The organism is Pseudomonas sp. P7548, assembly GCF_013386585.1.
GTDB lineage: Bacteria > Pseudomonadota > Gammaproteobacteria > Pseudomonadales > Pseudomonadaceae > Aquipseudomonas.
Window position 1 is genome coordinate 165,832 of the sequence record NZ_JACARO010000017.1, and the last position, 24,779, is coordinate 190,610.

The 24,779-nt window shown below is 60.8% G+C and carries 26 protein-coding genes; 17 read left to right on the plus strand and 9 right to left on the minus strand.

What is annotated here, in order from left to right; genetic code table 11:
• Positions 1–14 precede the first annotated feature (14 nt).
• From HX803_RS10030 to HX803_RS10090, 13 genes are all read left to right on the plus strand, one after another.
• Positions 15–644, plus strand: coding sequence for a response regulator transcription factor (locus tag HX803_RS10030; protein WP_178920246.1), 630 nt, complete (start codon positions 15–17; stop codon positions 642–644).
• Between the two features lie 312 nt (positions 645–956).
• The gene (locus tag HX803_RS10035; RefSeq protein ID WP_176996599.1) at positions 957–2,069 is read left to right on the plus strand and encodes an ABC transporter ATP-binding protein; all 1,113 of its coding nucleotides are present in this window, start codon (positions 957–959) and stop codon (positions 2,067–2,069) included.
• Between the two features lie 43 nt (positions 2,070–2,112).
• Positions 2,113–3,153 carry an ABC transporter substrate-binding protein gene (locus HX803_RS10040; RefSeq protein WP_178920247.1) on the plus strand — a complete coding sequence of 347 codons (1,041 nt, stop codon included), beginning with the start codon at positions 2,113–2,115 and terminating at the stop codon, positions 3,151–3,153.
• Positions 3,154–3,320: 167 nt separating this feature from the next.
• A complete protein-coding gene (locus HX803_RS10045) occupies positions 3,321–4,550 on the plus strand; it encodes an ABC transporter permease (protein WP_178920248.1) in 1,230 nt (409 codons plus the stop codon).
• A gap of 12 nt (positions 4,551–4,562) precedes the next feature.
• Positions 4,563–5,387 carry an ABC transporter permease gene (locus HX803_RS10050; RefSeq protein ID WP_071484832.1) on the plus strand — a complete coding sequence of 275 codons (825 nt, stop codon included), beginning with the start codon at positions 4,563–4,565 and terminating at the stop codon, positions 5,385–5,387.
• A 204-nt stretch (positions 5,388–5,591) separates the two neighbouring features.
• Complete coding sequence (locus HX803_RS10055) at positions 5,592–6,740, plus strand: iron-containing alcohol dehydrogenase (RefSeq protein ID WP_178920249.1); 1,149 nt, start codon at positions 5,592–5,594, stop codon at positions 6,738–6,740.
• An 84-nt stretch (positions 6,741–6,824) separates the two neighbouring features.
• Positions 6,825–7,499 (plus strand): ribulose-phosphate 3-epimerase, encoded by a 675-nt coding sequence (gene rpe / locus HX803_RS10060; protein ID WP_178920250.1) that lies wholly within the window; start codon positions 6,825–6,827, stop codon positions 7,497–7,499.
• A complete protein-coding gene (locus tag HX803_RS10065; protein WP_178920251.1) occupies positions 7,496–8,314 on the plus strand; it encodes a phosphoglycolate phosphatase in 819 nt (272 codons plus the stop codon). Before rpe ends, HX803_RS10065 begins: the two co-directional genes overlap by 4 nt.
• Positions 8,315–8,383: 69 nt before the next feature.
• Complete coding sequence (gene trpE / locus HX803_RS10070) at positions 8,384–9,865, plus strand: anthranilate synthase component I (protein ID WP_178920252.1); 1,482 nt, start codon at positions 8,384–8,386, stop codon at positions 9,863–9,865.
• A gap of 10 nt (positions 9,866–9,875) precedes the next feature.
• Complete coding sequence (locus HX803_RS10075; RefSeq protein WP_078050412.1) at positions 9,876–10,469, plus strand: aminodeoxychorismate/anthranilate synthase component II; 594 nt, start codon at positions 9,876–9,878, stop codon at positions 10,467–10,469.
• Positions 10,470–10,478: 9 nt separating this feature from the next.
• Positions 10,479–11,528 (plus strand): anthranilate phosphoribosyltransferase, encoded by a 1,050-nt coding sequence (gene trpD / locus HX803_RS10080; protein ID WP_016972406.1) that lies wholly within the window; start codon positions 10,479–10,481, stop codon positions 11,526–11,528.
• Positions 11,525–12,361: an indole-3-glycerol phosphate synthase TrpC gene (gene trpC, locus HX803_RS10085; RefSeq protein WP_178920253.1), complete on the plus strand. Its 837-nt coding sequence runs from the start codon at positions 11,525–11,527 to the stop codon at positions 12,359–12,361. The genes trpD and trpC overlap by 4 nt, the downstream gene beginning before the upstream one ends.
• 160 nt (positions 12,362–12,521) lie before the next feature.
• A complete protein-coding gene (locus HX803_RS10090; RefSeq protein WP_178920254.1) occupies positions 12,522–13,217 on the plus strand; it encodes a lipoate--protein ligase family protein in 696 nt (231 codons plus the stop codon).
• Here HX803_RS10090 and crp read toward each other — a convergent pair.
• Positions 13,214–13,858, minus strand: coding sequence for a cAMP-activated global transcriptional regulator CRP (crp, locus tag HX803_RS10095; protein WP_099585649.1), 645 nt, complete (start codon positions 13,856–13,858; stop codon positions 13,214–13,216). The genes HX803_RS10090 and crp overlap by 4 nt on opposite strands.
• Positions 13,859–14,105: 247 nt before the next feature.
• On the opposite strand from crp, the gene HX803_RS10100 reads away from it, so the two are divergent.
• Positions 14,106–14,528 carry an OsmC family protein gene (locus HX803_RS10100; protein ID WP_005792019.1) on the plus strand — a complete coding sequence of 141 codons (423 nt, stop codon included), beginning with the start codon at positions 14,106–14,108 and terminating at the stop codon, positions 14,526–14,528.
• A 56-nt stretch (positions 14,529–14,584) separates the two neighbouring features.
• On the opposite strand, the gene coq7 is transcribed toward HX803_RS10100, so the two are convergent.
• The 6 genes from coq7 to hemJ all read right to left on the minus strand — a co-directional run bounded on the left by coq7 (position 14,585) and on the right by hemJ (position 19,029).
• Entirely contained in the window at positions 14,585–15,232 is a 648-nt protein-coding gene (gene coq7, locus HX803_RS10105) for a 2-polyprenyl-3-methyl-6-methoxy-1,4-benzoquinone monooxygenase (RefSeq protein WP_176996590.1), read from the minus strand.
• A gap of 119 nt (positions 15,233–15,351) precedes the next feature.
• Positions 15,352–15,690, minus strand: a complete 339-nt coding sequence (locus HX803_RS10110; protein ID WP_071490214.1) for a histidine triad nucleotide-binding protein — start codon at positions 15,688–15,690, stop codon at positions 15,352–15,354.
• A 46-nt stretch (positions 15,691–15,736) separates the two neighbouring features.
• Complete coding sequence (locus HX803_RS10115) at positions 15,737–16,525, minus strand: SDR family oxidoreductase (RefSeq protein WP_178920255.1); 789 nt, start codon at positions 16,523–16,525, stop codon at positions 15,737–15,739.
• Between the two features lie 63 nt (positions 16,526–16,588).
• On the minus strand, positions 16,589–17,545 hold the full coding sequence (locus tag HX803_RS10120) for a DUF805 domain-containing protein (protein ID WP_178920256.1): 957 nt from the start codon (positions 17,543–17,545) through the stop codon (positions 16,589–16,591).
• A gap of 68 nt (positions 17,546–17,613) precedes the next feature.
• A complete protein-coding gene (locus HX803_RS10125) occupies positions 17,614–18,576 on the minus strand; it encodes a nitronate monooxygenase family protein (protein WP_178920257.1) in 963 nt (320 codons plus the stop codon).
• Between the two features lie 24 nt (positions 18,577–18,600).
• A complete protein-coding gene (gene hemJ, locus HX803_RS10130; protein WP_178920258.1) occupies positions 18,601–19,029 on the minus strand; it encodes a protoporphyrinogen oxidase HemJ in 429 nt (142 codons plus the stop codon).
• A gap of 135 nt (positions 19,030–19,164) precedes the next feature.
• On the opposite strand from hemJ, the gene argC reads away from it, so the two are divergent.
• Both argC and erpA read left to right on the plus strand, forming a co-directional pair.
• The gene (gene argC, locus HX803_RS10135) at positions 19,165–20,199 is read left to right on the plus strand and encodes an N-acetyl-gamma-glutamyl-phosphate reductase (RefSeq protein ID WP_017138092.1); all 1,035 of its coding nucleotides are present in this window, start codon (positions 19,165–19,167) and stop codon (positions 20,197–20,199) included.
• 164 nt (positions 20,200–20,363) lie between these two features.
• On the plus strand, positions 20,364–20,714 hold the full coding sequence (gene erpA / locus HX803_RS10140; RefSeq protein WP_003176443.1) for an iron-sulfur cluster insertion protein ErpA: 351 nt from the start codon (positions 20,364–20,366) through the stop codon (positions 20,712–20,714).
• 65 nt (positions 20,715–20,779) lie between these two features.
• Here the strand turns inward: erpA and HX803_RS10145 are convergent, their stop codons facing one another.
• Together HX803_RS10145 and HX803_RS10150 are read right to left on the minus strand one after the other, a co-directional pair.
• Positions 20,780–21,871, minus strand: coding sequence for an anhydro-N-acetylmuramic acid kinase (locus HX803_RS10145; protein ID WP_178920259.1), 1,092 nt, complete (start codon positions 21,869–21,871; stop codon positions 20,780–20,782).
• A gap of 3 nt (positions 21,872–21,874) precedes the next feature.
• Positions 21,875–23,278 (minus strand): peptidoglycan DD-metalloendopeptidase family protein, encoded by a 1,404-nt coding sequence (locus HX803_RS10150; RefSeq protein ID WP_178920261.1) that lies wholly within the window; start codon positions 23,276–23,278, stop codon positions 21,875–21,877.
• Positions 23,279–23,487: 209 nt separating this feature from the next.
• Between HX803_RS10150 and tyrS the strand changes: the two genes are divergently transcribed.
• Positions 23,488–24,687, plus strand: coding sequence for a tyrosine--tRNA ligase (gene tyrS, locus HX803_RS10155; protein WP_178920263.1), 1,200 nt, complete (start codon positions 23,488–23,490; stop codon positions 24,685–24,687).
• The last annotated feature ends 92 nt before the right edge of the window (positions 24,688–24,779 follow it).

Here is a 24,779-nt window from a genome sequence, read left to right on the forward strand (position 1 = left end):
AAGAGGAAACCCCTGTGATTCGCGTATTGGTAGCCGAAGACCACACCATCGTCCGTGAAGGCATCAAGCAGTTGATCGGCCTGGCCAAGGACCTGCAGGTGGTCGGCGAAGCCAGCAATGGCGAGCAGTTGTTGGAGACCTTGCGCCATGTGCCGTGCGAGGTGGTGTTGCTGGATATCTCCATGCCGGGGGTCAACGGCCTGGAGGCCATCGCGCGCATTCGTGCTCTGAGCAATCCACCGGCGATCCTGGTGCTGTCGATGCACGATGAAGCCCAAATGGCCGCGCGCGCCTTGAAGGTCGGTGCGGCGGGCTATGCCACCAAGGACAGTGACCCGGCACTGTTGCTGACGGCGATTCGCAAGGTGGCGGCGGGCGGGCGTTACATCGACCCGGACCTGGCCGACCGCATGGTGTTTGAAGTGGGCCTGACCGATACGCGGCCGCTGCATTCGTTGTTGTCCGAGCGTGAATTCTCGGTGTTCGAGCGCCTGGCCCAGGGCGCCAACGTCAACGACATCGCCCAGCAGTTGGCGCTGAGCAGCAAGACCATCAGCACCCACAAGGCGCGCTTGATGCAGAAGCTCAATATCACGTCATTGGCGGAACTGGTGAAGTACGCCATGGAACATAAACTCTTGTGATCCGCTGCACGGTCACCCCTTGTAGGAGCTGGCTTGCCAGCGATAGCACTCGCACGATCACCATCGACCTTAAGGGCCTCATCGCCGGCAAGCCGGCGCCTACAGGGGGTGGTGTGTCTGTTTGCGACATGCAAATTGCAGGCGGGGCTGGTAACGAGCGCTGCACTGTTCTATCCCCGCCATCCGTGTAGGGCAATCCTTACCCCAAGCCTTCCATCCGGCTGATGCAATTCTCTCTCGGCCCCCGATTTTCGGGGCCTGCGCCCTGGACTACGCTTGTGCCACAGCAGTCCAAAACAAAAAGGTGCGGGTATGAGCGAGGTGGATTCAAATGATGTGCTGGTCAGCTTTCGTGGCGTGCAGAAGAGCTACGATGGCGAGAACCTGATCGTCAAAGACCTCAACCTGGAGATTCGCAAGGGCGAGTTCCTCACCCTGCTCGGGCCTTCCGGTTCGGGCAAGACCACCAGCCTGATGATGCTCGCCGGCTTTGAAACGCCGACCGCCGGCGAAATCCTGCTGGCCGGGCGTTCCATCAATAACGTGCCGCCGCACAAGCGCGACATTGGCATGGTGTTCCAGAACTACGCGTTGTTCCCCCACATGACCGTCGCCGAGAACCTGGCGTTTCCGCTGTCGGTGCGGGGCTTGAGCAAGACCGACATCAGCGAGCGGGTCAAGCGCGTGCTGAGCATGGTCCAGCTCGACGCCTTCGCCCAGCGCTACCCGGCGCAACTCTCCGGCGGCCAACAACAGCGCGTGGCCCTGGCCCGGGCGCTGGTATTCGAACCGCAGTTGGTGCTGATGGACGAACCCCTCGGTGCGCTCGATAAACAGCTACGCGAACACATGCAGATGGAGATCAAGCATCTGCATCAGCGCCTCGGTGTGACGGTGGTGTACGTGACCCACGACCAGGGCGAAGCCCTGACCATGTCCGACCGCGTGGCAGTGTTCCACCAGGGCGAGATCCAGCAGATCGCCGCGCCGCGCACGCTGTACGAAGAGCCGAAGAACACCTTTGTCGCCAACTTCATCGGCGAGAACAACCGCCTCAATGGACGCCTGCACAGCCATACCGGCGAGCGCTGCGTGGTGGAGCTGGCGCGTGGCGAGAAAGTCGAGGCGCTGGCGGTGAACGTTGGCCAGGTCGGCGGCCCGGTGACCCTGTCGGTGCGTCCGGAGCGCGTCAGCCTCAATGGTTCCAGCGAAAGCTGCATCAACCGCTTCTCGGGGCGTGTGGCGGAATTCATCTACCTGGGCGACCACGTGCGTGTGCGCCTGGAAGTCTGCGGCAAGGCCGATTTTTTTGTGAAACAACCGATCGCCGAGCTGGACCCGGCGTTGGCGGTCGGCGACGTGGTACCGATTGGCTGGCAAGTCGAGCACGTTCGCGCACTCGACCCACTTCTAGAGGCGAATTAATCGCCCCATGGCTTCACCAACCCTGCACGTGGAGAGAACAACAATGTTGAGATCCCTGAAATTTTCCGCCCTGGCCCTTGGCCTGATCGGCGCCACCCAGGCCATGGCAGGCCCGGACCTGACGGTCGTGTCCTTCGGTGGTGCGAACAAGGCCGCACAGGTCAAGGCGTTCTATGCGCCATGGGAAAGCGCGGGCAACGGCAAGATCGTCGCCGGCGAATACAACGGTGAAATGGCCAAGGTGAAAGCCATGGTCGACACCAAGAGCGTGTCCTGGGACCTGGTGGAGGTGGAGTCGCCGGAACTGTCCCGTGGCTGTGACGAAGACATGTTCGAACCGCTGGACCCGAAACTGTTCGGCAATGGTGCGGACTATGTGAAGGGCGCTATCCAGCCGTGCGGCGTGGGCTTCTTTGTGTGGTCGACCGTGCTGGCGTACAACGCTGACAAGCTGAAAGCACCGCCAGGCGGCTGGAAAGATTTTTGGGACGTGAAGCAGTTCCCGGGCAAGCGCGGCCTGCGCAAAGGCGCCAAGTACACCCTGGAATTTGCGCTGATGGCCGACGGCGTCGCGCCGAAGGACGTCTACAAAGTGCTGGCCGGCAAAGATGGCCAGGACCGCGCTTTCAAGAAACTCGATGAGCTCAAGCCTTACATCCAATGGTGGGAAGCGGGCGCCCAGCCGCCGCAATACCTCGCTTCCGGTGACGTGGTGATGAGCTCCGCCTACAACGGCCGCATCGCTGCCGTACAGAAAGAAAGCAACCTGAAAGTAGTGTGGAACGGCGGTATCTACGATTTCGACGCGTGGGCGATTCCTAAAGGTTTGCCAAAGGACCGCGCCGAAGCCGCGAAGAAATTCATCGCCTTCTCGGTGCAGCCGCAACAGCAGAAGACCTACTCGGAAAACATCGCCTACGGCCCGGCCAACACCCAAGCCGTGCCGTTGCTGGACAAGGACATCCTCAAGGATATGCCAACCACCCCGGAAAACATCGCCAACCAGGTGCAGATCGACGTGAGCTTCTGGGCGGATAACGGTGAGCAGCTCGAGCAACGCTTCAACGCCTGGGCCGCCAAGTAACACCGCATAACCCTCTGTGGGAACGGACCTGTGTGGGTGCTGGCTTGCCTGCGATGCAAACACCTCGGTGCATCTGATGTACCGAGTCGATGCCATCGCGGGCAAGCCCGGCTCCCACAGAGAGCGCGGTCCACAGTGAAACCACCTTAGATTTTCCGGAGTTTTCCATGGCCATCGCCGCTCTCCCCACCCTCAAGCAGCGCCTGGCGCGTGCCGAGCGGGTCAACCGCTGGAAGGCCCAGGCCTTGATTGCGCCGCTGGTGCTGTTCTTGGTGCTGGTGTTCCTGGTGCCGATCGTTGCGCTGCTCTACAAAAGCGTGGGCAACCCGGAAGTGGTGGGCGGTTTGCCGCGCACTGTGGTGGCCGTGACCGCCTGGGACGGGCGTGGCTTGCCCGGTGAACCGGTGTATCAGGCCCTCAGTGAGGACCTGGGCGAAGCGCGCAAAAACCAGACCGTGGGCGACCTGTCCAAGCGCTTGAACATGGAACTGGCCGGCTACCGCAGCCTGCTGACCAAAACCGCGCGGGCGCTGCCGTTCAGCGAAGCGCCTGCCTCCTATAAAGAAGCGTTGGAAAGCCTCGACGAACGCTGGGGTGACCCGGCGTACTGGCAGGCGATCCGGCGCAATACCAGCAACCTGACGCCGTTCTACCTGCTGGCGGCCGTCGATCACCGTATCGACGATCTAGGTGAAGTGGCTCCGGCCACGCCCGACCAGGCGATCTACCTGGACATCTTCGCCCGCACCTTCTGGATGGGCCTGGTGATCACCGCCATCTGCCTGTTGCTGGCCTACCCGCTGGCGTACCTGTTGGCCAATTTGCCGGCGCGCAAAAGCAACCTGCTGATGATCCTGGTGTTGCTGCCGTTCTGGACCTCGATCCTGGTGCGGGTCGCCGCCTGGATCGTGTTGCTGCAATCCGGTGGGCTGATCAACAGCGCACTGATGGGCATGGGGCTGATCGACAAACCCCTGGAGCTGGTATTCAACCGCACCGGGGTCTACATCTCCATGGTGCACATCCTGTTGCCGTTCATGATTCTGCCGATCTACAGCGTGATGAAAGGCATCTCGCCCACATACATGCGGGCGGCGATATCCCTGGGTTGCCACCCGTTCGCCAGTTTCTGGCGCGTGTATTTCCCACAGACCTACGCCGGTGTCGGCGCCGGGTGCCTGCTGGTGTTCATCCTGGCGATTGGTTACTACATCACCCCGGCCTTGCTGGGCAGCCCGAACGACCAGATGGTCAGCTATTTCGTGGCGTTCTACACCAACACCAGCATCAACTGGGGCATGGCCACCGCGCTGGGCGGCTTGCTGCTGCTGGCCACGGTGTTGCTGTACCTGATCTACAACCGACTGGTTGGCGCCAGCCGCCTGCGCCTGAGCTAAGGAGACCTTGCGATGCTGAGCCCTTATATGTCGCCCATTGAACGGGTGTGGTTCTACAGCTTGCGGATCCTCTGCGGCTTGATCCTGCTGTTCCTGATTCTGCCGGTGCTGGTGATCATCCCGTTGTCGTTCAACAGCGGCAGTTTCCTGGTGTACCCGTTGCAAGGCTTCTCGCTGCATTGGTACCAGGACTTCTTCGGCTCGGCCGAATGGATGCGCGCCCTGAAGAACAGCATTATCGTGGCGCCCGCCGCCACGGTGCTGGCCATGGTCTTCGGCACCCTGGCAGCCATTGGCCTGACCCGTGGCAACTTCCCCGGCAAGGCGCTGGTGATGGCCCTGGTGATTTCGCCGATGGTGGTGCCGGTGGTGATCATTGGCGTGGCCAGTTACCTGTTCTTCGCGCCATTGGGGCTGGGCAACAGCTTCTTTTCGCTGATCGTGGTGCATGCGGTGTTGGGTGTGCCGTTTGTGATCATCACGGTGTCGGCGACGTTGCAGGGGTTCAACCACAACCTGGTGCGGGCGGCGGCCAGCCTGGGCGCTTCGCCACTGACTGCGTTTCGCCGGGTGACCTTGCCGCTGATCGCGCCGGGGGTTATTTCCGGGGCGTTGTTTGCCTTTGCCACCTCGTTCGATGAAGTGGTGGTGACCTTGTTCCTCGCCGGCCCCGAGCAAGCGACCTTGCCGCGCCAGATGTTCAGCGGCATCCGCGAAAACCTCAGCCCCACGATTGCGGCGGCGGCGACCTTGTTGATTGCCTTCTCGGTGTTGCTGTTGCTGACCCTGGAATGGCTGCGCGGCCGTAGCGAAAAACTGCGTACCGCACAGGTCTAAAGCCCGGGCGAAGCTCAAAATGTGGGAGCGGGCTTGCTCGCGAAAGCGGTGTATCAGTCGCCAAATGTAATGGCTGACACACCGTATTCGCGAGCAAGCCCGCTCCCACATGGGTTTTGTGTGCATTCAGTCGCTGAATAGCTGACAACACGCCGTAGGAAGCTACTCTTGTGCCAGCCCATTTCTTAATAAGAGGCCGCGCACATGAGTACTTCCTCATTCAAGATCGCCCACAAACTGCTCACTGGCGCTGGCGCCATCGAACAACTGGCTGCCGAACTCACCCGCCTGGATGTGGACAACCCGCTGATCGTCACCGACGCCGCTCTGGTCAAATCCGGCACCGTGGCATTGGCCCTCGAACACTTGGGCGAGCGCACCTACGAAATTTTCGACCGCGTGCTGCCCGACCCGGAAATCGCCATCGTCGAAGACTGCATGCGCGTGTACCGCGAAGGCGGGCATGACGGCCTGATTGGCGTGGGCGGTGGCAGTGCCATCGACATCGCCAAGAGCGTGGCAGCCTACGCCGGTTACCACGGCGCGCTGGCGGACCTGTTCGGCGTCGACCAGGTACCGCGCAAGGGCCCACCGCTGATCGCGATCCCGACCACGGCCGGCACCGGCTCGGAGGTGACCAATGTGGCGATCCTCTCCGACAAGGCTGCGCAACTCAAAAAAGGCATCGTCAGCGATTACCTGCTGCCGGATGTGGCGCTGATCAGCCCGCAGATGACCCTGACCTGCCCGCGCAGCGTCACTGCTGCCAGTGGCGTGGATGCGCTGGTGCATGCCATCGAATCCTACCTGTCGCTAAACGCCTCGCCGATTACCGATGCGTTGGCCATCGGCGCGATCAAGTTGATCGCCAGTGCGTTGCCCAAGGCCTACGCCAACCCGGCCAACCTGCAGGCCCGAGACGATATGGCCACCGCCAGCCTGATGGCGGGCATGGCGTTCGGCAATGCCGGGGTTGGCGCGGTGCATGCGCTGGCGTACCCGTTGGGTGGGCGGTTCAACATCGCCCATGGCGTGAGCAACGCGCTGTTGCTGCCTTACGTGATGCACTGGAACAAGCTGGCCTGCGTGGAGCGCATGCAGGACATCGCCCAGGCGATGGGGGTGAATGTGTCGGGCTTGAGCGTCAACCAGGCGGCCGATGAAGCGGTCGACGCGATGACGCGACTGTGTGCCGCAGTGGAGATCCCCGCCGGGCTGCGCAGCTTTGGCGTGCCGGAGGAGGCCATACCGGCCATGGCCACGGAAGCGGCGGGTATCGAGCGTCTGATGCGCAACAACCCGCGCAAGCTCAGCGCGACGGATATCGAGAAAATCTACCGGGCCGCCTACTAACCGTTGAGTTAGGTCACGGTGCGCGCAGCAAAGCATGAGGTATACAATGCGCGCCATCGTGATTTAGCTCAAAAAAGGTGCGTCATGCAGCCCTTCGTCATTGCTCCATCGATTCTCTCCGCCGATTTCGCCCGCCTGGGTGAGGAAGTGGACAAGGTACTGGCCGCCGGTGCCGACTTCGTGCACTTCGACGTCATGGACAACCACTACGTGCCCAACCTGACCATCGGCCCGATGGTCTGCGCGGCGCTGCGCAAGTACGGCATCACCGCGCCGATCGACGCACACCTGATGGTCAGCCCGGTGGATCGCATCATCGGCGACTTCGTCGAAGCCGGCGCCACCTACATCACCTTCCACCCGGAAGCCTCGCTGCACGTCGACCGCACCCTGCAACTGATCCGCGAGGGCGGCTGCAAGGCCGGCCTGGTGTTCAACCCGGCCACTCCGCTGAGCGTGCTCGAGTACGTGATGGACAAGGTCGACATGATCCTGCTGATGAGCGTCAACCCGGGTTTCGGCGGGCAGAAGTTCATTCCTGGCACACTGAACAAGCTGCGCGAAGCCCGCGCGCTGATCGATGCGTCGGGCCGTGACATCCGCCTGGAAATCGACGGTGGGGTCAACGTCAACAACATCCGCGAAATCGCGGCCGCTGGCGCTGACACCTTTGTGGCCGGCTCGGCGATCTTCAACGCGCCTGACTACCAGGAAGTCATCGGCAAGATGCGCGCCGAACTGGCGCTGGCGCGTCCATGAGCGGCTTTGAGCAGCTGTTCCCCGGCAAACTGCCACGGCTGGTGATGTTCGATCTGGACGGTACCTTGATCGACTCGGTGCCAGACCTGGCGGCGGCGGTGGACGAGATGCTGCTCAAGCTGGGGCGCAAGCCGGTCGGGATCAAGTCGGTACGCATGTGGGTGGGTAACGGCGTGCACATGTTGGTACGCCGGGCCCTGGCCAACCACATCGATGCCGAAGGTGTCGATGACGTGGAGGCCGAGCATGCCCTGGAACTGTTCAACGCCGCCTACGAGGACGGCCACGAGCTGACTGTGGTCTACCCCGGCGTGCGCGACACCCTCAAATGGCTGCACAAGCAGGGCGTGGAAATGGCCCTGATCACCAACAAGCCGGAGCGCTTTGTCGCGCCGCTGTTGGACCAGATGAAAATCGGCCGGTATTTCCGTTGGATCATTGGCGGCGATACCTTGCCGCAGAAAAAGCCTGACCCGGCGGCGCTGTTTTTCGTGATGAAAATGGCCAATATCCCGGCCTCCCAGTCCTTGTTCGTCGGCGATTCGCGCAGTGACGTGCTGGCGGCAAAGGCCGCTGGCGTGCAGTGTGTGGCGCTCAGCTACGGCTATAACCACGGTCGGCCGATTGCCGAAGAGTCGCCGGCCATGGTGATTGATGACCTGCGTCTGTTAATCCCCGGTTGCTTGGGAGCTGGCGCTGAGATAACGTTGCCCGACATCGATCCGTCCCCTTCTGGAAATTCCATCGTGGTGGTCACTCGCAAACTCTGGATGAAAGTCATCAAGGCCCTGGCCCGCTGGCGTTGGCGCGCCTGACTGATCCTGGCCGCGCTCTGCGGCACGTTTGCATACCTGACTGTTAGACCCTCAAGCCACGAGGCACACATGATCCGCGAAGAATTCCTGCGTTTGGCCGCTGCCGGCTATAACCGCATTCCCCTGGCCTGCGAAACCCTGGCCGACTTCGACACGCCGTTGTCGATCTACCTGAAACTGGCTGACGAGCCCAATTCCTACCTGCTCGAATCGGTACAGGGCGGCGAGAAGTGGGGCCGTTATTCGATCATCGGCTTGCCGTGCCGCACCGTCCTGCGGGTACACGACCACCATGTGAGCATCACCCATGATGGCGTCGAGATCGAAAGCCACGACGTAGACGACCCGTTGGCGTTCGTCGAAACCTTCAAGGCGCGCTACAACGTGCCGACCATTCCTGGCCTGCCGCGCTTCAACGGCGGCCTGGTGGGGTATTTCGGTTATGACTGCGTGCGCTATGTGGAAAAGCGTTTGGGCAAATGCCCGAACCCGGACCCGCTGGGTGTGCCGGACATTCTGCTGATGGTCTCCGACGCGGTGGTGGTGTTCGATAACCTTGCCAGCAAAATGCACGCCATCGTGCTGGCCGACCCGGCCCAGGCGGATGCGTTCGAGCAGGGCCAGGCCAGCCTCGAAGCCTTGCTGGAAAAGCTGCGCCAGCCGATCACCCCACGTCGTGGCCTGGACCTCAGCCGTCCTCCGGCCGCTGATCCGGTATTCCGCTCAAGCTTTACCCAGGATGACTACGAGCGCGCCGTCGACACCATCAAGGAATATATCCTCGCCGGTGACTGCATGCAGGTGGTGCCGTCGCAACGCATGTCCATCGACTTCAAGGCCGCGCCGATCGACCTGTACCGTGCGCTGCGCTGCTTCAACCCGACGCCGTACATGTATTTCTTCAACTTCGGTGACTTCCACGTGGTGGGCAGCTCGCCGGAAGTGCTGGTGCGGGTCGAAGACAACCTGATCACCGTGCGTCCGATTGCCGGCACTCGCCCCCGTGGCGCGACCGAGGAGGCCGACCAGGCGCTGGAAGAAGACCTGCTCAGCGATGATAAAGAGATCGCCGAGCACCTGATGCTCATCGACCTGGGCCGCAACGATACCGGGCGCGTCTCGGAAATCGGTTCGGTGAAGCTCACCGAGAAGATGGTCATCGAGCGTTACTCCAACGTGATGCACATCGTGTCCAATGTCACCGGCGAGCTGAAGGCTGGTTTGACGGCGATGGATGCACTGCGCGCGATTCTGCCGGCCGGCACCTTGTCGGGTGCACCGAAAATTCGTGCCATGGAAATCATCGACGAGCTGGAGCCGGTCAAGCGGGGTGTCTACGGCGGCGCCGTGGGGTATTTCGCCTGGAACGGCAACATGGATACGGCCATTGCGATCCGCACGGCCGTGATCAAGGACGGGGAGCTGCACGTGCAGGCCGGTGGCGGGATTGTCGCCGACTCGGTGCCTGCCCTCGAATGGGAAGAAACCCTGAACAAGCGCCGCGCGATGTTCCGCGCTGTAGCGCTGGCTGAACAGACGCCCAATTCCTGAGGTTTGCCCCATGTTGCTGATGATTGATAACTACGACTCCTTTACCTACAACGTTGTGCAGTACCTGGGCGAGCTGGGTGCCGAGGTCAAGGTGGTGCGCAACGACGAACTGACCGTGGCCGAGATCGCTGCCCTGAACCCGGAGCGCATCGTGGTTTCGCCAGGCCCGTGCACGCCGACCGAGGCGGGCATTTCCCTGGAGGCGATCAAGTATTTCGCCGGCAAGTTGCCGATCCTGGGCGTGTGCCTGGGCCACCAGTCCATCGGCCAGGCCTTTGGCGGTGACGTGGTGCGTGCGCGCCAGGTGATGCACGGCAAGACCAGCCCGGTATTCCATCATGATCTGGGCGTATTCCATGGGCTTAACTTGCCGGTGACCGTGACCCGCTACCACTCGTTGGTGGTCAAGCGCGAAACCTTGCCGGAATGCCTGGAACTGACCGCCTGGACCCAGCTGGAAGACGGCTCGGTCGATGAGATCATGGGGCTGCGCCACAAGACACTGAATATCGAAGGGGTGCAGTTTCACCCCGAGTCGATCCTGACCGAGCAGGGCTACGAGCTGTTCGCCAACTTTCTCAAGCAGAGCGGCGGCACGCGCTAAGGACTTTTCATGGATATCAAGACTGCCCTGAGCCGTATCGTCGGCCATCTGGACCTGAGCACCGCTGAAATGAGCGATGTGATGCGCGAGATCATGACCGGTCAATGCACTGACGCGCAGATCGGCGCCTTCATGATGGCGATGCGCATGAAGAGCGAGAGCATCGACGAGATCGTCGGTGCCGTATCGGTGATGCGCGAGCTGGCGGACAAGGTCGAACTCAACACCCTCGACGGCGTGGTGGATGTGGTGGGCACCGGCGGTGACGGTGCGAACATCTTCAACGTGTCGACGGCGTCTTCTTTTGTGGTGGCGGCGGCGGGTTGCACCGTGGCCAAGCACGGCAACCGTGCCGTATCCGGCAAGAGCGGCAGTGCCGACTTGCTGGAAGCGGCCGGCATCTACCTGAACCTGACGCCGGTGCAAGTGGCGCGCTGCATCGACAGCGTCGGCATCGGCTTCATGTTTGCCCAATCCCACCATGGGGCGATGAAGCACGCCGCCGGCCCACGCAAGGACCTCGGCCTGCGTACCCTGTTCAACATGCTCGGCCCGCTTACGAATCCGGCCGGCGTGAAGCACCAGGTAGTGGGCGTGTTCAGCCAGGCACTGTGCCGGCCATTGGCCGAAGTCTTGCAGCGCCTGGGCAGCAAGCATGTGCTGGTGGTGCATTCCAAGGATGGCCTGGACGAATTCAGCCTGGCGGCACCGACTTTTGTGGCGGAGCTGAAGAATGACCAGGTCACCGAATATTGGGTCGAGCCGGAAGACCTGGGCATGAAGAGCCAGAGCCTGCACGGCCTGTCGGTGGAAAGCCCGGCCGCCTCGCTGGAGCTGATTCGCGATGCCCTGGGGCGCCGCAAGACCGAAAACGGCCAGAAAGCGGCAGAAATGATTGTGCTCAATGCCGGTGCGGCGCTGTATGCCGCCGATCACGCCTACAGTCTTAAAGAGGGCGTGGCCCTCGCTCACGATGCATTGCACACCGGGCTCGCTCGCGAAAAGCTCGAAGAACTGGGTGCCTTTACTGCGGTGTTCAAGATGGAGAATGAAGGATGAGTGTGCCGACCGTTCTGGAAAAGATCCTGGCCCGCAAAGCCGAAGAAGTCGCCGAGCGCCGTGCCCGTGTAAGCCTCGCCGAGCTGGAGAGCCAGGCGAAGCTCGCGGATGCGCCACGTGGTTTCGCCAATGCGCTGATCGCCCAGGCCAAGCTCAAGCAGCCGGCCGTGATTGCCGAGGTGAAAAAAGCCTCGCCGAGCAAAGGTGTGATCCGTGAGAACTTTGTCCCGGCAGAAATCGCCGCCAGCTATGAAAAGGGCGGCGCGACCTGCCTGTCGGTGCTGACCGACATCGATTACTTCCAGGGTTCCGACCTGTTCCTGCAGCAGGCCCGCGCCGCGTGCAAGTTGCCGGTGATCCGCAAGGATTTCATGGTTGACCCATACCAGATCGTCGAGGCTCGCGCCCTGGGCGCCGACTGTGTGCTGCTGATCGTCTCCGCACTGGACGATGTGAAGATGGCCGAGCTGGCGGCCGTGGCCAAAAGCGTTGGCCTGGATGTGCTGGTGGAAGTGCACGACGGCGATGAGCTGGAGCGCGCACTGAAAACCCTCGACACGCCGCTGGTGGGGGTCAACAACCGTAACCTGCACACCTTCGAGGTAAGCCTGGAAAACACCCTCGACCTGCTGCCGCGTATTCCGCGCGACCGCCTGGTGATCACCGAGAGTGGCATCGTCAACCGTGCCGATGTCGAGCTGATGGAAATCAGTGGGGTGTATTCGTTCCTGGTGGGCGAGACCTTCATGCGCGCCGAGAACCCGGGGGCGGAATTGCAGCGCCTGTTCTTCCCGGAGCGTGGTGTGGCAGTCAGCGGCTCGACATTGGATTGATTTGAAACGCGGCCATCATTTGGAATGCAGTCTAAATGTGGGAGCGGGCTTGCTCGCGAAAGCGATGGGTCAGTCACTGAATATGTGTCTGATATACCGCATTCGCGAGCAAGCGCGCTCCCACATTGGGTTTTGTGTCTATTCAGATAGGTAGGTGTTGATGGATAAGCCAGTAAGGATGACGGTTGAAGCAGGTCTTGCTGCCGAGCAAACCCTGTTGGCCGCCGTTTGCGCAGGCGAACAGGAGTTCGGCCTGCTGTTCTGGCAACCCATCGATCAAGCCCTCGTCATGCCGCGTCGCTTGAGCCGTCTGCCGGCTTTCGACGCCGCCAGCCAGGTTTCGGCCGATGCCGGTTGGCCCGTATTGCTGCGGGAAACCGGTGGCGAGCCGGTGCCGCAGTCGAGTGCCACCGTCAATATCGCCCTGGTGTATGCACCGCCCCGCAGCGAAGGCGACCAGGGGCGTATCGAAACCGGCTACCTGCGTTTGTGCCAGCCGATCTGCGACTTGCTGATCGAGTTGGGCGGTGATGCGTCCGTCGGCGAAATCGACGGCGCGTTTTGCGATGGCCGTTACAACGTCAACCTTAATGGCCGCAAGATGGTCGGCACCGCACAGCGTTGGCGACAAAGCGGAGGGCGTCCGGTGGGCCTGATCCACGGCGCGTTGCTATTGGAAAACGACCGTGAAGAACTGATCGCGGCGGTCAATCGCTTCAATGAAGCCTGCGGTCTCGACCAGCGCGTTCGCGCCGGTAGTCACATCGCCTTGCACGAAGCCTTCCCGGCACCGGATGCAATCAGTCGGCTGGATGAGCTGTACCGAACGATGCTGGCCGGTTTCCTGCCGAGTTAACGCGTCCCGAACACCACCATCGTCTTGCCTTTGACGTGCACCAGGTTGCGCTCTTCCAGGTCCTTGAGCACGCGCCCGACCATTTCCCGTGAGCAGCCGACAATGCGCCCGATTTCCTGGCGTGTGACTTTGATCTGCATGCCGTCAGGGTGCGTCATGGCGTCGGGCTGCTTGCACAGCTCCAGCAGGCAGCGGGCTACGCGGCCGGTGACATCAAAGAATGCCAGGTCGCCCACTTTGCGGGTGGTGTCGCGCAGGCGCTGGGCAATCTGGCCGCTCAGGGCATACAGGATGTCGGGATCGTGCTGGGCCAGTTCACGAAACTTCGTGTAGCTGATCTCGGCCACTTCGCACTCGACCTTGGCCCGCACCCAGGCGCTGCGCTCCTGCTCTTTGCCGGCTTGTTCGAACAGGCCCAGTTCTCCGAAGAAATCGCCGGTGTTCAGGTAGGCGATGATCATCTCGCGGCCGTCTTCATCCTCGATCAGGATGGTGACCGAGCCTTTGATAATGAAGAACAGTGTTTCGGAACGCTCCCCCGCGCAGATGATGTTGTGCTTGGCGGGGTAGCGGCGACGCTGGCAGTGCATCAACAGTTTGTCGAGATTCTTGATCTTGGGTATGGGAGTAAGAGCAACCATGGTTGTATCCCGAAAAGACTGCACGGTGTGGTTGGAGTTGTTTTTATCCAGTGGTATCGGCATTGATACACGCTGTACAAAGGATGGCAATGCGCCATTTCGCTGGCGCCAGCTTACCAGACACATTCTGACTCGATTAGCCAATTTACTGGGGAAAGCCTGCTATTGATCGCTTTGATGGGAAACGCTGTGCTGATCTGACCCTGTGCTAAGCTGGCGACCCTTTTTTAGCAGTGGAGTCTGGGCGATGAAGGCACGCATCCAATGGGCGGGCGAAGCCATGTTCCTCGGTGAGTCGGGCAGTGGCCATGTGGTGGTCATGGACGGCCCGCCGGAAGCCGGTGGCCGAAACCTGGGCGTACGCCCGATGGAAATGCTCCTGCTTGGCGTGGGCGGTTGCAGCAATTTCGACGTGGTCAGCATCCTGAAAAAATCCCGCCAGGCCGTGGAAAGCTGCGAGGCCTTCCTGGAAGCCGAGCGCGCCACTGAAGACCCCAAGGTGTTCACCAAGATCCACATGCATTTTGTGGTGAAGGGCCGGGCGTTGAAGGAAGCCCAGGTCAAGCGTGCCATCGAGCTGTCGGCCGAGAAGTATTGCTCGGCGTCGATCATGCTGGGTGCGGCTGGCGTGGCCATCACCCACGATTACGAAATTATCGAGCTGGGCTGATCACACGATCTGCCGGCAAAAAGAAAGGGCGCTGTGAAAGCGCCCTTTTTTTCGGCTCAGATTCGGTACGTGCTTTTAGTCATGACTTTGGCCAACAGGCTCATGCCAAACCTCACCGGCGCTGGGAAACGGAAACCGCCAGCATCCAGCGCGCTTTCAGCGTGGTGTTCTTCGTCGATGCGCATCTGCTCAAGAATGGCCCGGGATTTTTCGTCTTCGGCTGGCAGTTGCTCAAGGTGTTCATCCAGGTGCTTGCACACTTGGTGCTCGGTGGCGGCGACAAAACCCAGGCTGACTTTGTCGCTGATCAAGCCGGCGGCGGCGCCGATGCCGAACGACAAGCCATAGAACAGCGGGTTCAGCACGCTCGGGTGGCTGCCGAGCTGGCGAATGCGTTGTTCGCACCAGGCCAGGTGATCGATCTCTTCTTCGGCGGCATGTTCCATGGCTGCGCGCACCTGCGGCAACTTGGCCGTCAGGGCCTGGCCTTGATACAGCGCCTGGGCACAGACTTCACCGGTATGGTTGATGCGCATCAGGCCGGCGACATGGCGGGTGTCGGTCTCGCTCAACTGTGCGTCGGGTTGCACGATGGCGGGCGACGGGCGGTACGGTTGGCCGCTGAATGGCAGCAGCGTGCGCATGGCCATGTCGGCTTGCAGCAACAGACGATCAATCGGCGAGTAGTGACGTTGGGTAGTCATGCTGACCTCCGGGAAGAATCTCGGCGGCCAGTTTACCGCAAGAGAGGGGCGAGCGTTTGCGCTGAGTCAAGGGCATAGGGTCGCAGCCTGGGGGCGCGCGACCGCTGCCCAAAGGCTGATCAGCCCGGAGGCCAGTTCATCTGGCGCTGACCCAGCACGTGCATATGGATGTGATAAACGGTCTGCCCACCTTTCGGGTTGCAGTTCATCACCACGCGGAAACCTTCCTCGCAGCCTTGTTCCACGGCCAGGCGCTGGGCGGTGAACAGGATATGGCCGGCCAGGGCTTTGTCTTCCTCGGTCAGGTCGTTGAGGGTCGGGATGTGTTTCTTCGGAATGACCAGGAAATGCACGGGCGCCGCTGGATAAATATCCTTGAAGGCCAAGACCTGGTCGTCTTCGTAGATGATGTCCGCAGGTATTTCTCTGTTGATGATCTTGGTGAACAGAGTATCCACAGCTGTTTCTCCATTATGAAAGTGCAGGGTGAGTGTACCCAGGCGTTCAGCGCGGGCAATAGGCCTTGTTGATGGCACCGGCGATCTTGCGTGTCAGCCAGCGCGGGCTGAGTCGCGGGCTGAAGGTGATCCAGCGGTTGCGTCGGCCGGGAATGATGATGGCTTTGTTCTTTTCCAGCGCGCGCACGGTGTAGAGCGCCACTTCCTCGGGGCTCATCAGCTTTTCGCTGGCGTCGAGCTTGGCGGTGTCCATCTGCGCTGTGCCGAAGAAGGCAGTGCGCGTCGGGCCGGGGCAGAGCACCGAGACCTTGATGCCACAGGTCTTCAGCTCTTCGCGCAGGCCTTCGGAGAAGTGCAGTACATACGCCTTGCTGGCGTAGTAGCTACTCATCCACGGGCCGGGTTGAAAGGCTGCGACCGAGGCGACATTGAGGATCTGCCCGCCGCCCTGCAGTGCCATCGCATTGCCGAGGGCGTGACACATGCGGGTCAGGGCCAGGATGTTGACTTCGATCAGGTCCTGCTCGGTCATCCAGTCCTGGGCCAGGAACGGCCCGCTGGAGCCGATACCGGCGCAGTTGACCAGCAGGTCGATCTGCCGCTCGCCCTCTTCAAGCTCCAGCAGAAAACCGGACAAACGCAGCGGCTCGCCCAAGTCGCAGGCCCGAAACAGCACCTCGACGCCAAACCGTTGGGTCAATTCGATTGCAATGCTTTCCAACTGATCACGCTGGCGGGCCACCAGAATCAAGCTGCGGCCGCGACGGGCCAATGCTTCGGCCAAGGCCAGGCCGATGCCGCTGGAGGCACCGGTGATCAGAGCGTAACGGGTCATGCCTTTCTCCATCGCAACGCGACCGGGCCTGTGACAGAGGCATCACAGGCGACGGGCGTTTCTTCACTGTTCTGGAGAGTCTACAGGTTCGGCTGCTTCATCAGCACTTTGCGCGTCTTCTTCCTCAACGATCACGCTCGGGTCGCTGTCGTCGTCGGAGGTGATGGAGCTGCTTTCATAGCCGCTATCGACGCTGGACTCCAACTGGTTCAGGTAGCCGTTCATGCCCAGTGTCACGGCAATCGCGAACACCACCGGGATGAACGCCAGCCACAGGGTGGCCAAAACTTTTACCGCAGTAGAGTTGCGCGGTGGTGGCGGGCCGTACTGGTTGGCGCCGGTGTTGCCCGGCAGTACCAGCAGCAGCAGCGGGAAAATGCTGTTCACCAGCGGTACCAGGTTGAGCAGGTACAGCCAGCCCGACCAGCCCAGGTCGTGAAGGCGCTGCACGCCGATTTGCACGCTGACCCAGACAAGCGCAACAAACAGTGCAAAACCCAGCAGAGAGCCAAGGATGATGCCCATGGTTGGCGAGGCGGCTGCCACGGCAAAGCTGGCGGTGGAGATGATGCCGCCCGCGACCAGCATCGCGACGGTCAGCACCAGTGTCCACGCCAGGTAACGCAGGCGGCCGATACGGCCGTGGATGGTGAAGACCTTGAGCGTGGAGAACTCTGCCCCGTCATCACCCACGGCTGCGCGGGGTGGGGCGTAAGGCGATGCGGCCGGGCGCGAATAGTCAGCGGAATCGGTCTCATGGGTTTCCGCCAGGCTGAAGGCGACGGGCTGCTCGGCTTCGATACGTGCCTCGACGCCGGCGTTTTTCAGCGCAGTCAGGTAGGTTTCGGCGTCGGAACGGGACAGGTCACGCTTGAGCGCAACCGGGCGACCGGTAAACAGTTTTTCGATGGCGCCTACGTCGCTCTTGAACAATTCGGCGAGGTTCAGTTTGGCAGTGGTGCTTTCGACACCCGGGAGCAAGGCTCCGTCAAACACAATCTTGAAACGGTTGTCGCTCATGCGGGCATCCTTGTCACTTGTCTGGGAGGTGATGCAGGCCTGCTCGGTTGGCAGGCCTTGCGGTTGGGTCAGCGTGGCCAGCGCAATTGTGCCGCTTGCTCGCGTGCCTTGCGGTATTCGGCATCCAGGCGGGCAATCAGTTCATCGACGCTGGGCAAATCATCAATCTCACCGACGCCTTGGCCGGCAGACCACACAGTCTTCCACGCCTTGGCCTCGTCGCTCAACGGCTTGAGCTTGGAACCGAAGTTGACTTCGCCCTTGCCCTGCAGGGCGGCGAGGTCAAAACCGGCGTTTTCCAGGCTCTGGCGCATGAAGCTTGCGGGCACGCCGGAGACTGCGGGAGTGTGCACGATGTCGGCGGCGCGCGATGTGAGCAGCATCTCTTTATACGCATCCGGGGCGTGGCTTTCGGTGGTGCCGATGAAACGGGTGCCGAAATAGGCGAGGTCGGCGCCCAGCAATTGGGCGGCGAGGATCTCGTGGCCATGGTTGAGGCAGCCGGCCAGCAGCAATGTCTTGTCGAAGAACTGGCGAATTTCGGCGATCAGAGAAAACGGGCTCCAGGTGCCCGCATGACCGCCGGCGCCCGCTGCAACGGCGATCAGGCCATCGACACCGGCCTCGGCGGCTTTCTCGGCATGGCGTCGGGTGGTGACGTCATGGAACACCAGGCCGCCGTAGCTGTGGACGGCGTCGACCAGTTCCTTCACGGCACCCAGGCTGGTGATGACGATCGGCACTTTGTGCTCGACGCAGATCGCCAGGTCGGCCTCCAGCCGTGGGTTGCTGTTATGCACAATCAAATTGACGGCATATGGCGCGGGGTTGTCCAGCTGTGCCAGGCCCGCCTCGATTTCCTCCAGCCAGGCCTTGAAGCCACTGCTTTCGCGCTGGTTGAGGGCGGGAAAGCTCCCGACCACTCCATTGCGACAGCACGCCAGGACCAGTTGTGGGTTGGAAATCAGGAACATCGGCGCCGCCACCACGGGCAGGCGCAGACGTTGTTCAAGCAGAGCGGGCAATGACATTGGAGGTACCCCGTGTGATTGAAATTAGAACGGTTTGACCACGACCAAAATTACGATAGCCAGCAATATCAGAACGGGCACTTCATTGAACCAGCGATAAAAGACATGGCTGCGGGTGTTTTCGCCACGGGCGAAGCGTTTTACCTGCGCGCCGCACATGTGGTGGTAGCCGATGAGGAGTACCACTAGGGTCAGCTTGGCGTGGATCCAGCCGCCGGAGTGAAAGATGCTTGGGTTGAGGTAGATCAGCCAACCACCAAAGACCAGCGCGGCAATCATCGCCGGGCCCATGATGCCGCGGTACAGCTTGCGCTCCATGAGGCTGAAGCGTTCCTTGCTGACGGTGTCTTCGCTTTGGGCGTGGTAGACGAACAGGCGTGGCAGGTAGAACAGCCCGGCAAACCAGCAGACGATGCTGATGATGTGGAAGGCTTTGACCCATAGATAAAGCATTTTTAGTTATTCCCAGGTTCACGGTAGCGAAGATAGTAGTGGCTCATGCGCCCGTACGTCACGTTGACGGTTGTCGCAGGGCGATACGGCCCCTATTATCGACGGCTTTCCAGTGGGTTCGTTGAGGGCAGGTTTATGGTCAAGGTCGGTATCGTCGGCGGCACGGGTTACACCGGTGTCGAATTGCTGCGTCTGTTGGCTCAGCATCCGCAAGCTGAGGTGGTGGTCATCACTTCCCGATCCGAGGCCGGGCTGGCCGTGGCCGATATGTACCCGAACCTGCGAGGCCACTACGATGGCCTGGCGTTCAGCGTTCCGGACATCAAGACCCTCGGCGCCTGTGACGTGGTGTTCTTTGCCACCCCCCACGGTGTGGCCCATGCGCTGGCGGGTGAGCTGCTGGCGGCCGGCACCAAGGTCATCGACCTGTCGGCGGACTTCCGCCTGCAAGACGCCGATGAGTGGGCCAAGTGGTACGGCCAGCCTCACGGTGCGCCTGAGTTGTTGGAAGAAGCCGTATACGGTCTGCCGGAAGTCAATCGTGAGCAGATCAAGCAAGCACGCCTGATTGCGGTGCCGGGTTGCTATCCAACGGCGACGCAGCTTGGCTTCCTGCCATTGCTGGAAGCTGGTTTGGCGGACACCTCGCGTTTGATCGCCGACTGCAAGTCGGGTGTCAGCGGTGCCGGCCGTGGCGCAGCGGTGGGTTCGCTGTACTCCGAGACGTCCGAAAGCATGAAGGCCTACGCAGTAAAAGGGCATCGTCACTTGCCGGAAATCCGCCAGGGCTTGCGCCGCGCTGCGGGCAAGGACGTGGGTCTGACCTTCGTGCCGCACCTGACCCCGATGATCCGTGGCATTCACTCCACGTTGTACGCAACCGTGGTGGATCGTTCTGTCGACCTGCAGGCGCTGTTTGAAAAGCGTTATGCCAATGAGCCGTTCGTCGACGTGATGCCGGCTGGCAGCCACCCGGAAACGCGCAGCGTGCGCGGCGCCAACGTGTGCCGGATTGCCGTGCACCGTCCGCAGGATGGCGACCTAGTGGTGGTGTTGTCGGTGATCGACAACCTGGTCAAGGGCGCCTCGGGCCAGGCTGTGCAGAACCTGAACATCCTGTTCGGTCTGGATGAGAAACTGGGCCTGTCCCACGCGGGCATGCTGCCTTAAGGCTGTTGAGCCGCTAAGCAAAAGGCCCGTTATCGGGCCTTTTGTGTTTTTAATGGCGGCAGCGCAGATTGATATACCGTAACAATAGTTGACCGCTTTTCTAGGAGAAGCGGATAATGCCCGCCATTACGCATATGGCGGCGGTACGCCGGGAGATTATCAGCATGAGCGTTGAATCCTTCACCCCCACGGCTTTGCAATTCACCCACGGTGCTGCGCACAAGGTGAAGAGCCTGGTCGATGAAGAGGGTAATGATCGCTTGAAGCTGCGCGTATTTGTTACGGGCGGCGGTTGTTCAGGGTTTCAGTACGGTTTTACCTTCGATGAAGATGTGGCCGATGACGACACCATCGTCGAGCGCGAGGGCGTGAGCCTGGTCGTGGACCCGATGAGCTTCCAATACCTGGCAGGTGCCGAGGTGGATTACCAGGAAGGTCTGGAAGGTTCGCGTTTCGTGATCAAGAACCCTAATGCCACCACTACCTGTGGTTGCGGGTCTTCATTCTCGATCTGATCGACGGCGCAAACAAAAACGCCGCTTGGCCTTCATAGGCCAAGCGGCGTTTTGCTGTCTGGGGCTTAAGCGGGGTAGATGGCGCCCAGTACCCGAAGCCCCTGTGCGCCGGTGACGCTGGGGCGGTTGGCGGCAATGCCTTCCAGGCAGCAGTGGGCGAGCCAGGCAAAGGCCATGGCTTCGACCCAGTCAGGGTCTACGCCGTAGGCGGCGGTGCTGGCGACCTGTGTGGAAGGTAGCAATGCTGCCAGGCGATTCATCAGCGTCGCGTTGTGGGCGCCGCCGCCGCAGACCAGCAAGGTTTCGGTGCTGGATTGGGCGGCTTGCAGGGACTCGACGATGGTGAGGGCGGTGAGTTCCAGCAACGTAGCTTGCACATCTTGCGCCGGGAATGCCGGCAGGCGCCCGAGGTGTTGTTGCAGCCATCCCAGGTTGAACACTTCGCGCCCGGTGCTTTTTGGTCCCTTGGTCACGAAGAATGGATCGCTGAGCAGGGCGTTGAGCAACTGTGGCTCGACCCTGCCACTGGCTGCCCACTGACCGTTGCGGTCGAAGTGCTCGCCGCGGGCCTGGTGGATCCAGGCATCCAGTAAAACGTTGCCTGGGCCGCAGTCGAAACCGGCTACAGGTTTGTCAGTTTCGATCAGGCTGAGGTTGCTGAAACCTCCCACATTCAATACCGCCCGGTTACCGGTGCGCTCGCCAAACAGTGCTTCGTGGAAAGCCGGAACCAGAGGGGCGCCCTGGCCGCCTGCGGCAACATCGCGGCTGCGGAAGTCGCTGACCACGGTGATACCGGTCAGCTCCGTGAGCAGCGCAGGGTTGCCGATCTGGACGGTAAAGCCTCGGGCAGGTTCGTGGCGGATTGTCTGGCCGTGACTGCCAATCGCACGAATGGCCTGGGGCTTGAGGTTTTGCTGGTCAAGCAAGGTGTGAATGCCGTGGGCGGCGAGTTTCACCCAGTGCTGTTGGGCAATGGCGGAGCGGGCGATTTCGTCTGGGCCGCTGGCGCACAGGCTCAGCAGCTCGGTGCGCAGGGTGTCTGGCATGGGGATGTAATGCGTGGCGATCAGGTTGATCGCCGGGCCTTGTTCGATCAGGGCAATATCCAGGCCGTCGAGGCTGGTCCCGGACATCACACCTATATAGAGCGTCATGGCTTAACGCTTCGCCGAAGCCAGCAGGGTGGAGCGCTCTTGATCCATGCGCGCCATCAGCGGCTGGCTCTGTTGCAGGAAGCGCGCACGCTCGGCCTTGGCGATCGGGTCGGCCATCGGCAGCTTCTGGCCCAGTGGGTCGACGTGGACGCCATTGACCTGGAATTCATAGTGCAGGTGCGGGCCAGTCGACAGGCCGGTGGTGCCGATGTAGCCGATCACTTGACCCTGTTTCACGTTGCTGCCAGTGGACACGCCCTTGGCGAAGCCTTGCATATGGCCATACAGGGTCCGATAAGTGTTGCCGTGCTGGATGATAACGGTGTTGCCGTAGCCGCCACGACGTCCTGCGAGCAGTACCTTGCCATCACCTGCCGCCTTGATCGGCGTACCGCGTGGGGCGGCATAGTCGACGCCTTTGTGGGCGCGGATTTTGTTCAGAATTGGATGCTTGCGGCCCATGGAGAAACGCGAGCTAATGCGAGCGAAGTCCACCGGTGTGCGGATGAAGGCCTTGCGCATGCTGTTGCCATCAGCCGTGTAGTAGCTGCTGTTGCCTTGCTTGTTGGTGTAGCGCACGGCGGTGTAGGTCTTGCCGCGGTTGGTGAAGCGGGCCGAGAGGATGTTGCCGGTGCCGACGACCTTGCCGTTGGCGACTTTCTGCTCGTAGATCACGTCGAATTCGTCGCCTTGGCGGATGTCTTGGGCGAAGTCGATGTCGTAGCCGAACACGCTGGCCATGTCCATGGTCATGCTGTGGGACAGGCCGGCACGGGCGGCAGACTGGGACAGGGAGCTGTTGATCACACCATGCACGTAAGCCGAGCGCATGACGGGCTTGGTGGTGACGCGGTTGAAGGCAAAGCCCTTGGCGCCCTTGGTCAGGGTGATGGTTTCAAGGTCGCTGACACTGCTGTGCAGGTTGTTCAGCTGGCCGTCGGGCGTGAGTTCGAACTCAAGCTTCTGGCCGTGTTTGAGCTGTGTGAACTGCTTGGCTTGTTTATCGCTCGCTAGCACCTCATTAACGGTTGCTGCGGGCAGGCCGACCTTTTCGAACAGGGTGGACAGTGTGTCGCCCTTGGCGACGATGACTTCGCGGTGTTGAGGGTTCTTGGCGGCGGGCGCTTCCTGGGTGGCCTGCTGGGTGTCTTCAGGTGTGCTTTCTATCTGTGCGAACGGCGATTCGGTTGGCGCATTTGTGGCTTGTTGGGCGTCGGAAGCGTCTTGATCTTGTGTCAGTTGTTCAACAGGACTTTCCAGGTCAAGGCTCAGGGAGGTTCGTTTGGCTTCTACGTCACTGGAAGGGAATACCAGGAGTGCCAGGCTGAGAAGGGCGGCGATACCACTTGCGGCAAGCAAGTGGGTCTTCGGGTAAAGCGGCGGCGCTTTAGACGGTTCTGTGGTCATAAGTAATTTTGACTTTGAAGATGAAATGGAAAAGATGAATGACATGATGAAGATGAAATAACTGTATAAAATATAACCAAATCATCTGTGGCGCAAGCTCGCGAACGCTGGGCTTGCTGAACGGTGTCCGTTCGCAGGGCAAAACTTGTAATTAGTCCCTGATCTTGTATGGTTGGTTCCCTTTTGAATCTGAGCCTTGCGGGTCTGTTATGAAGTCGGTTGAAGAGCAGCTAGCGCTGATAAAACGTGGTGCGGAAGAACTGTTGGTGGAAGCTGAGCTGATCGAAAAGCTCAAGCGCGGCCAACCCCTGCGTATTAAAGCCGGCTTTGACCCGACTGCGCCGGATCTGCACTTGGGGCATACCGTGCTTATTAATAAGCTGCGCCAGTTCCAGGAGCTGGGGCACCAGGTCATCTTCCTTATAGGTGACTTCACCGGGATGATCGGTGATCCGAGCGGCAAAAGTGCTACGCGCCCTCCGTTGACTCGTGAGCAGGTCCTCGATAATGCCGAGACCTACAAGACTCAGGTGTTCAAGATTCTTGATCCGGCCAAGACCGAAGTGGCGTTCAACTCCACCTGGATGGATCAGATGGGGTCGGCGGACTTCATTCGACTGACCTCCCAGTACACTGTCGCGCGGATGCTTGAGCGTGATGACTTCGATAAGCGCTACTCCACCAACCAGCCTATTGCTATCCATGAGTTCCTCTATCCGCTGGTTCAGGGCTATGACTCGGTGGCGTTGCGTGCGGACGTTGAGCTGGGCGGTACCGATCAGAAGTTCAACCTGCTGATGGGGCGTGAGCTGCAGCGTGCGTATGGGCAGGAAGCGCAGTGCATCCTCACCATGCCTTTGTTGGAAGGGCTGGACGGCGTCAAGAAGATGTCCAAGTCCTTGGGTAACTATGTAGGCATCCAGGAAGCGCCGGGTGTTATGTACGGCAAGTTGGTGTCTATTCCTGATGCGTTGATGTGGCGTTATTTCGAATTGCTGAGCTTCCGCTCGATGGACGAGATCAATGTGCTGCGCGCTGAAGTTGAGGCGGGCGCCAATCCGCGTGATGTGAAGATCAAGCTGGCGGAAGAGATTGTTGCGCGCTTCCATGGTGAAGAGGCTGCGGCCAGTGCTCATCGTGCGGCAGGTAATCGCATGAAGGATGGCGAGTTGCCGGATGATCTGCCGGAGATCGAGCTGTCTGCTGCTGAAGCGATGCCAATCGCGGCTGTCCTTAACAAGGCTGGCCTAGTGAAAAACTCGGCAGTTGCGCGGGATCTCCTGGGCTCCGGTGGTGTGCGTATAGATGGTGAGGTTGTGGATCGCACCTTTATATACGAGCTGGGTGCTACCCACGTTTGCCAGGCTGGGAAGAAGGCGTTTGCGCGTATCACGCTCAAATCCGAGTAAAGCTGAAATTAGGTGTTGACGGCGAATTATATCTGTCTATAATTCGCCCCACTTCCGGCGCAGTCGAAACGGAAAACTCCTTGAGTTTCAAT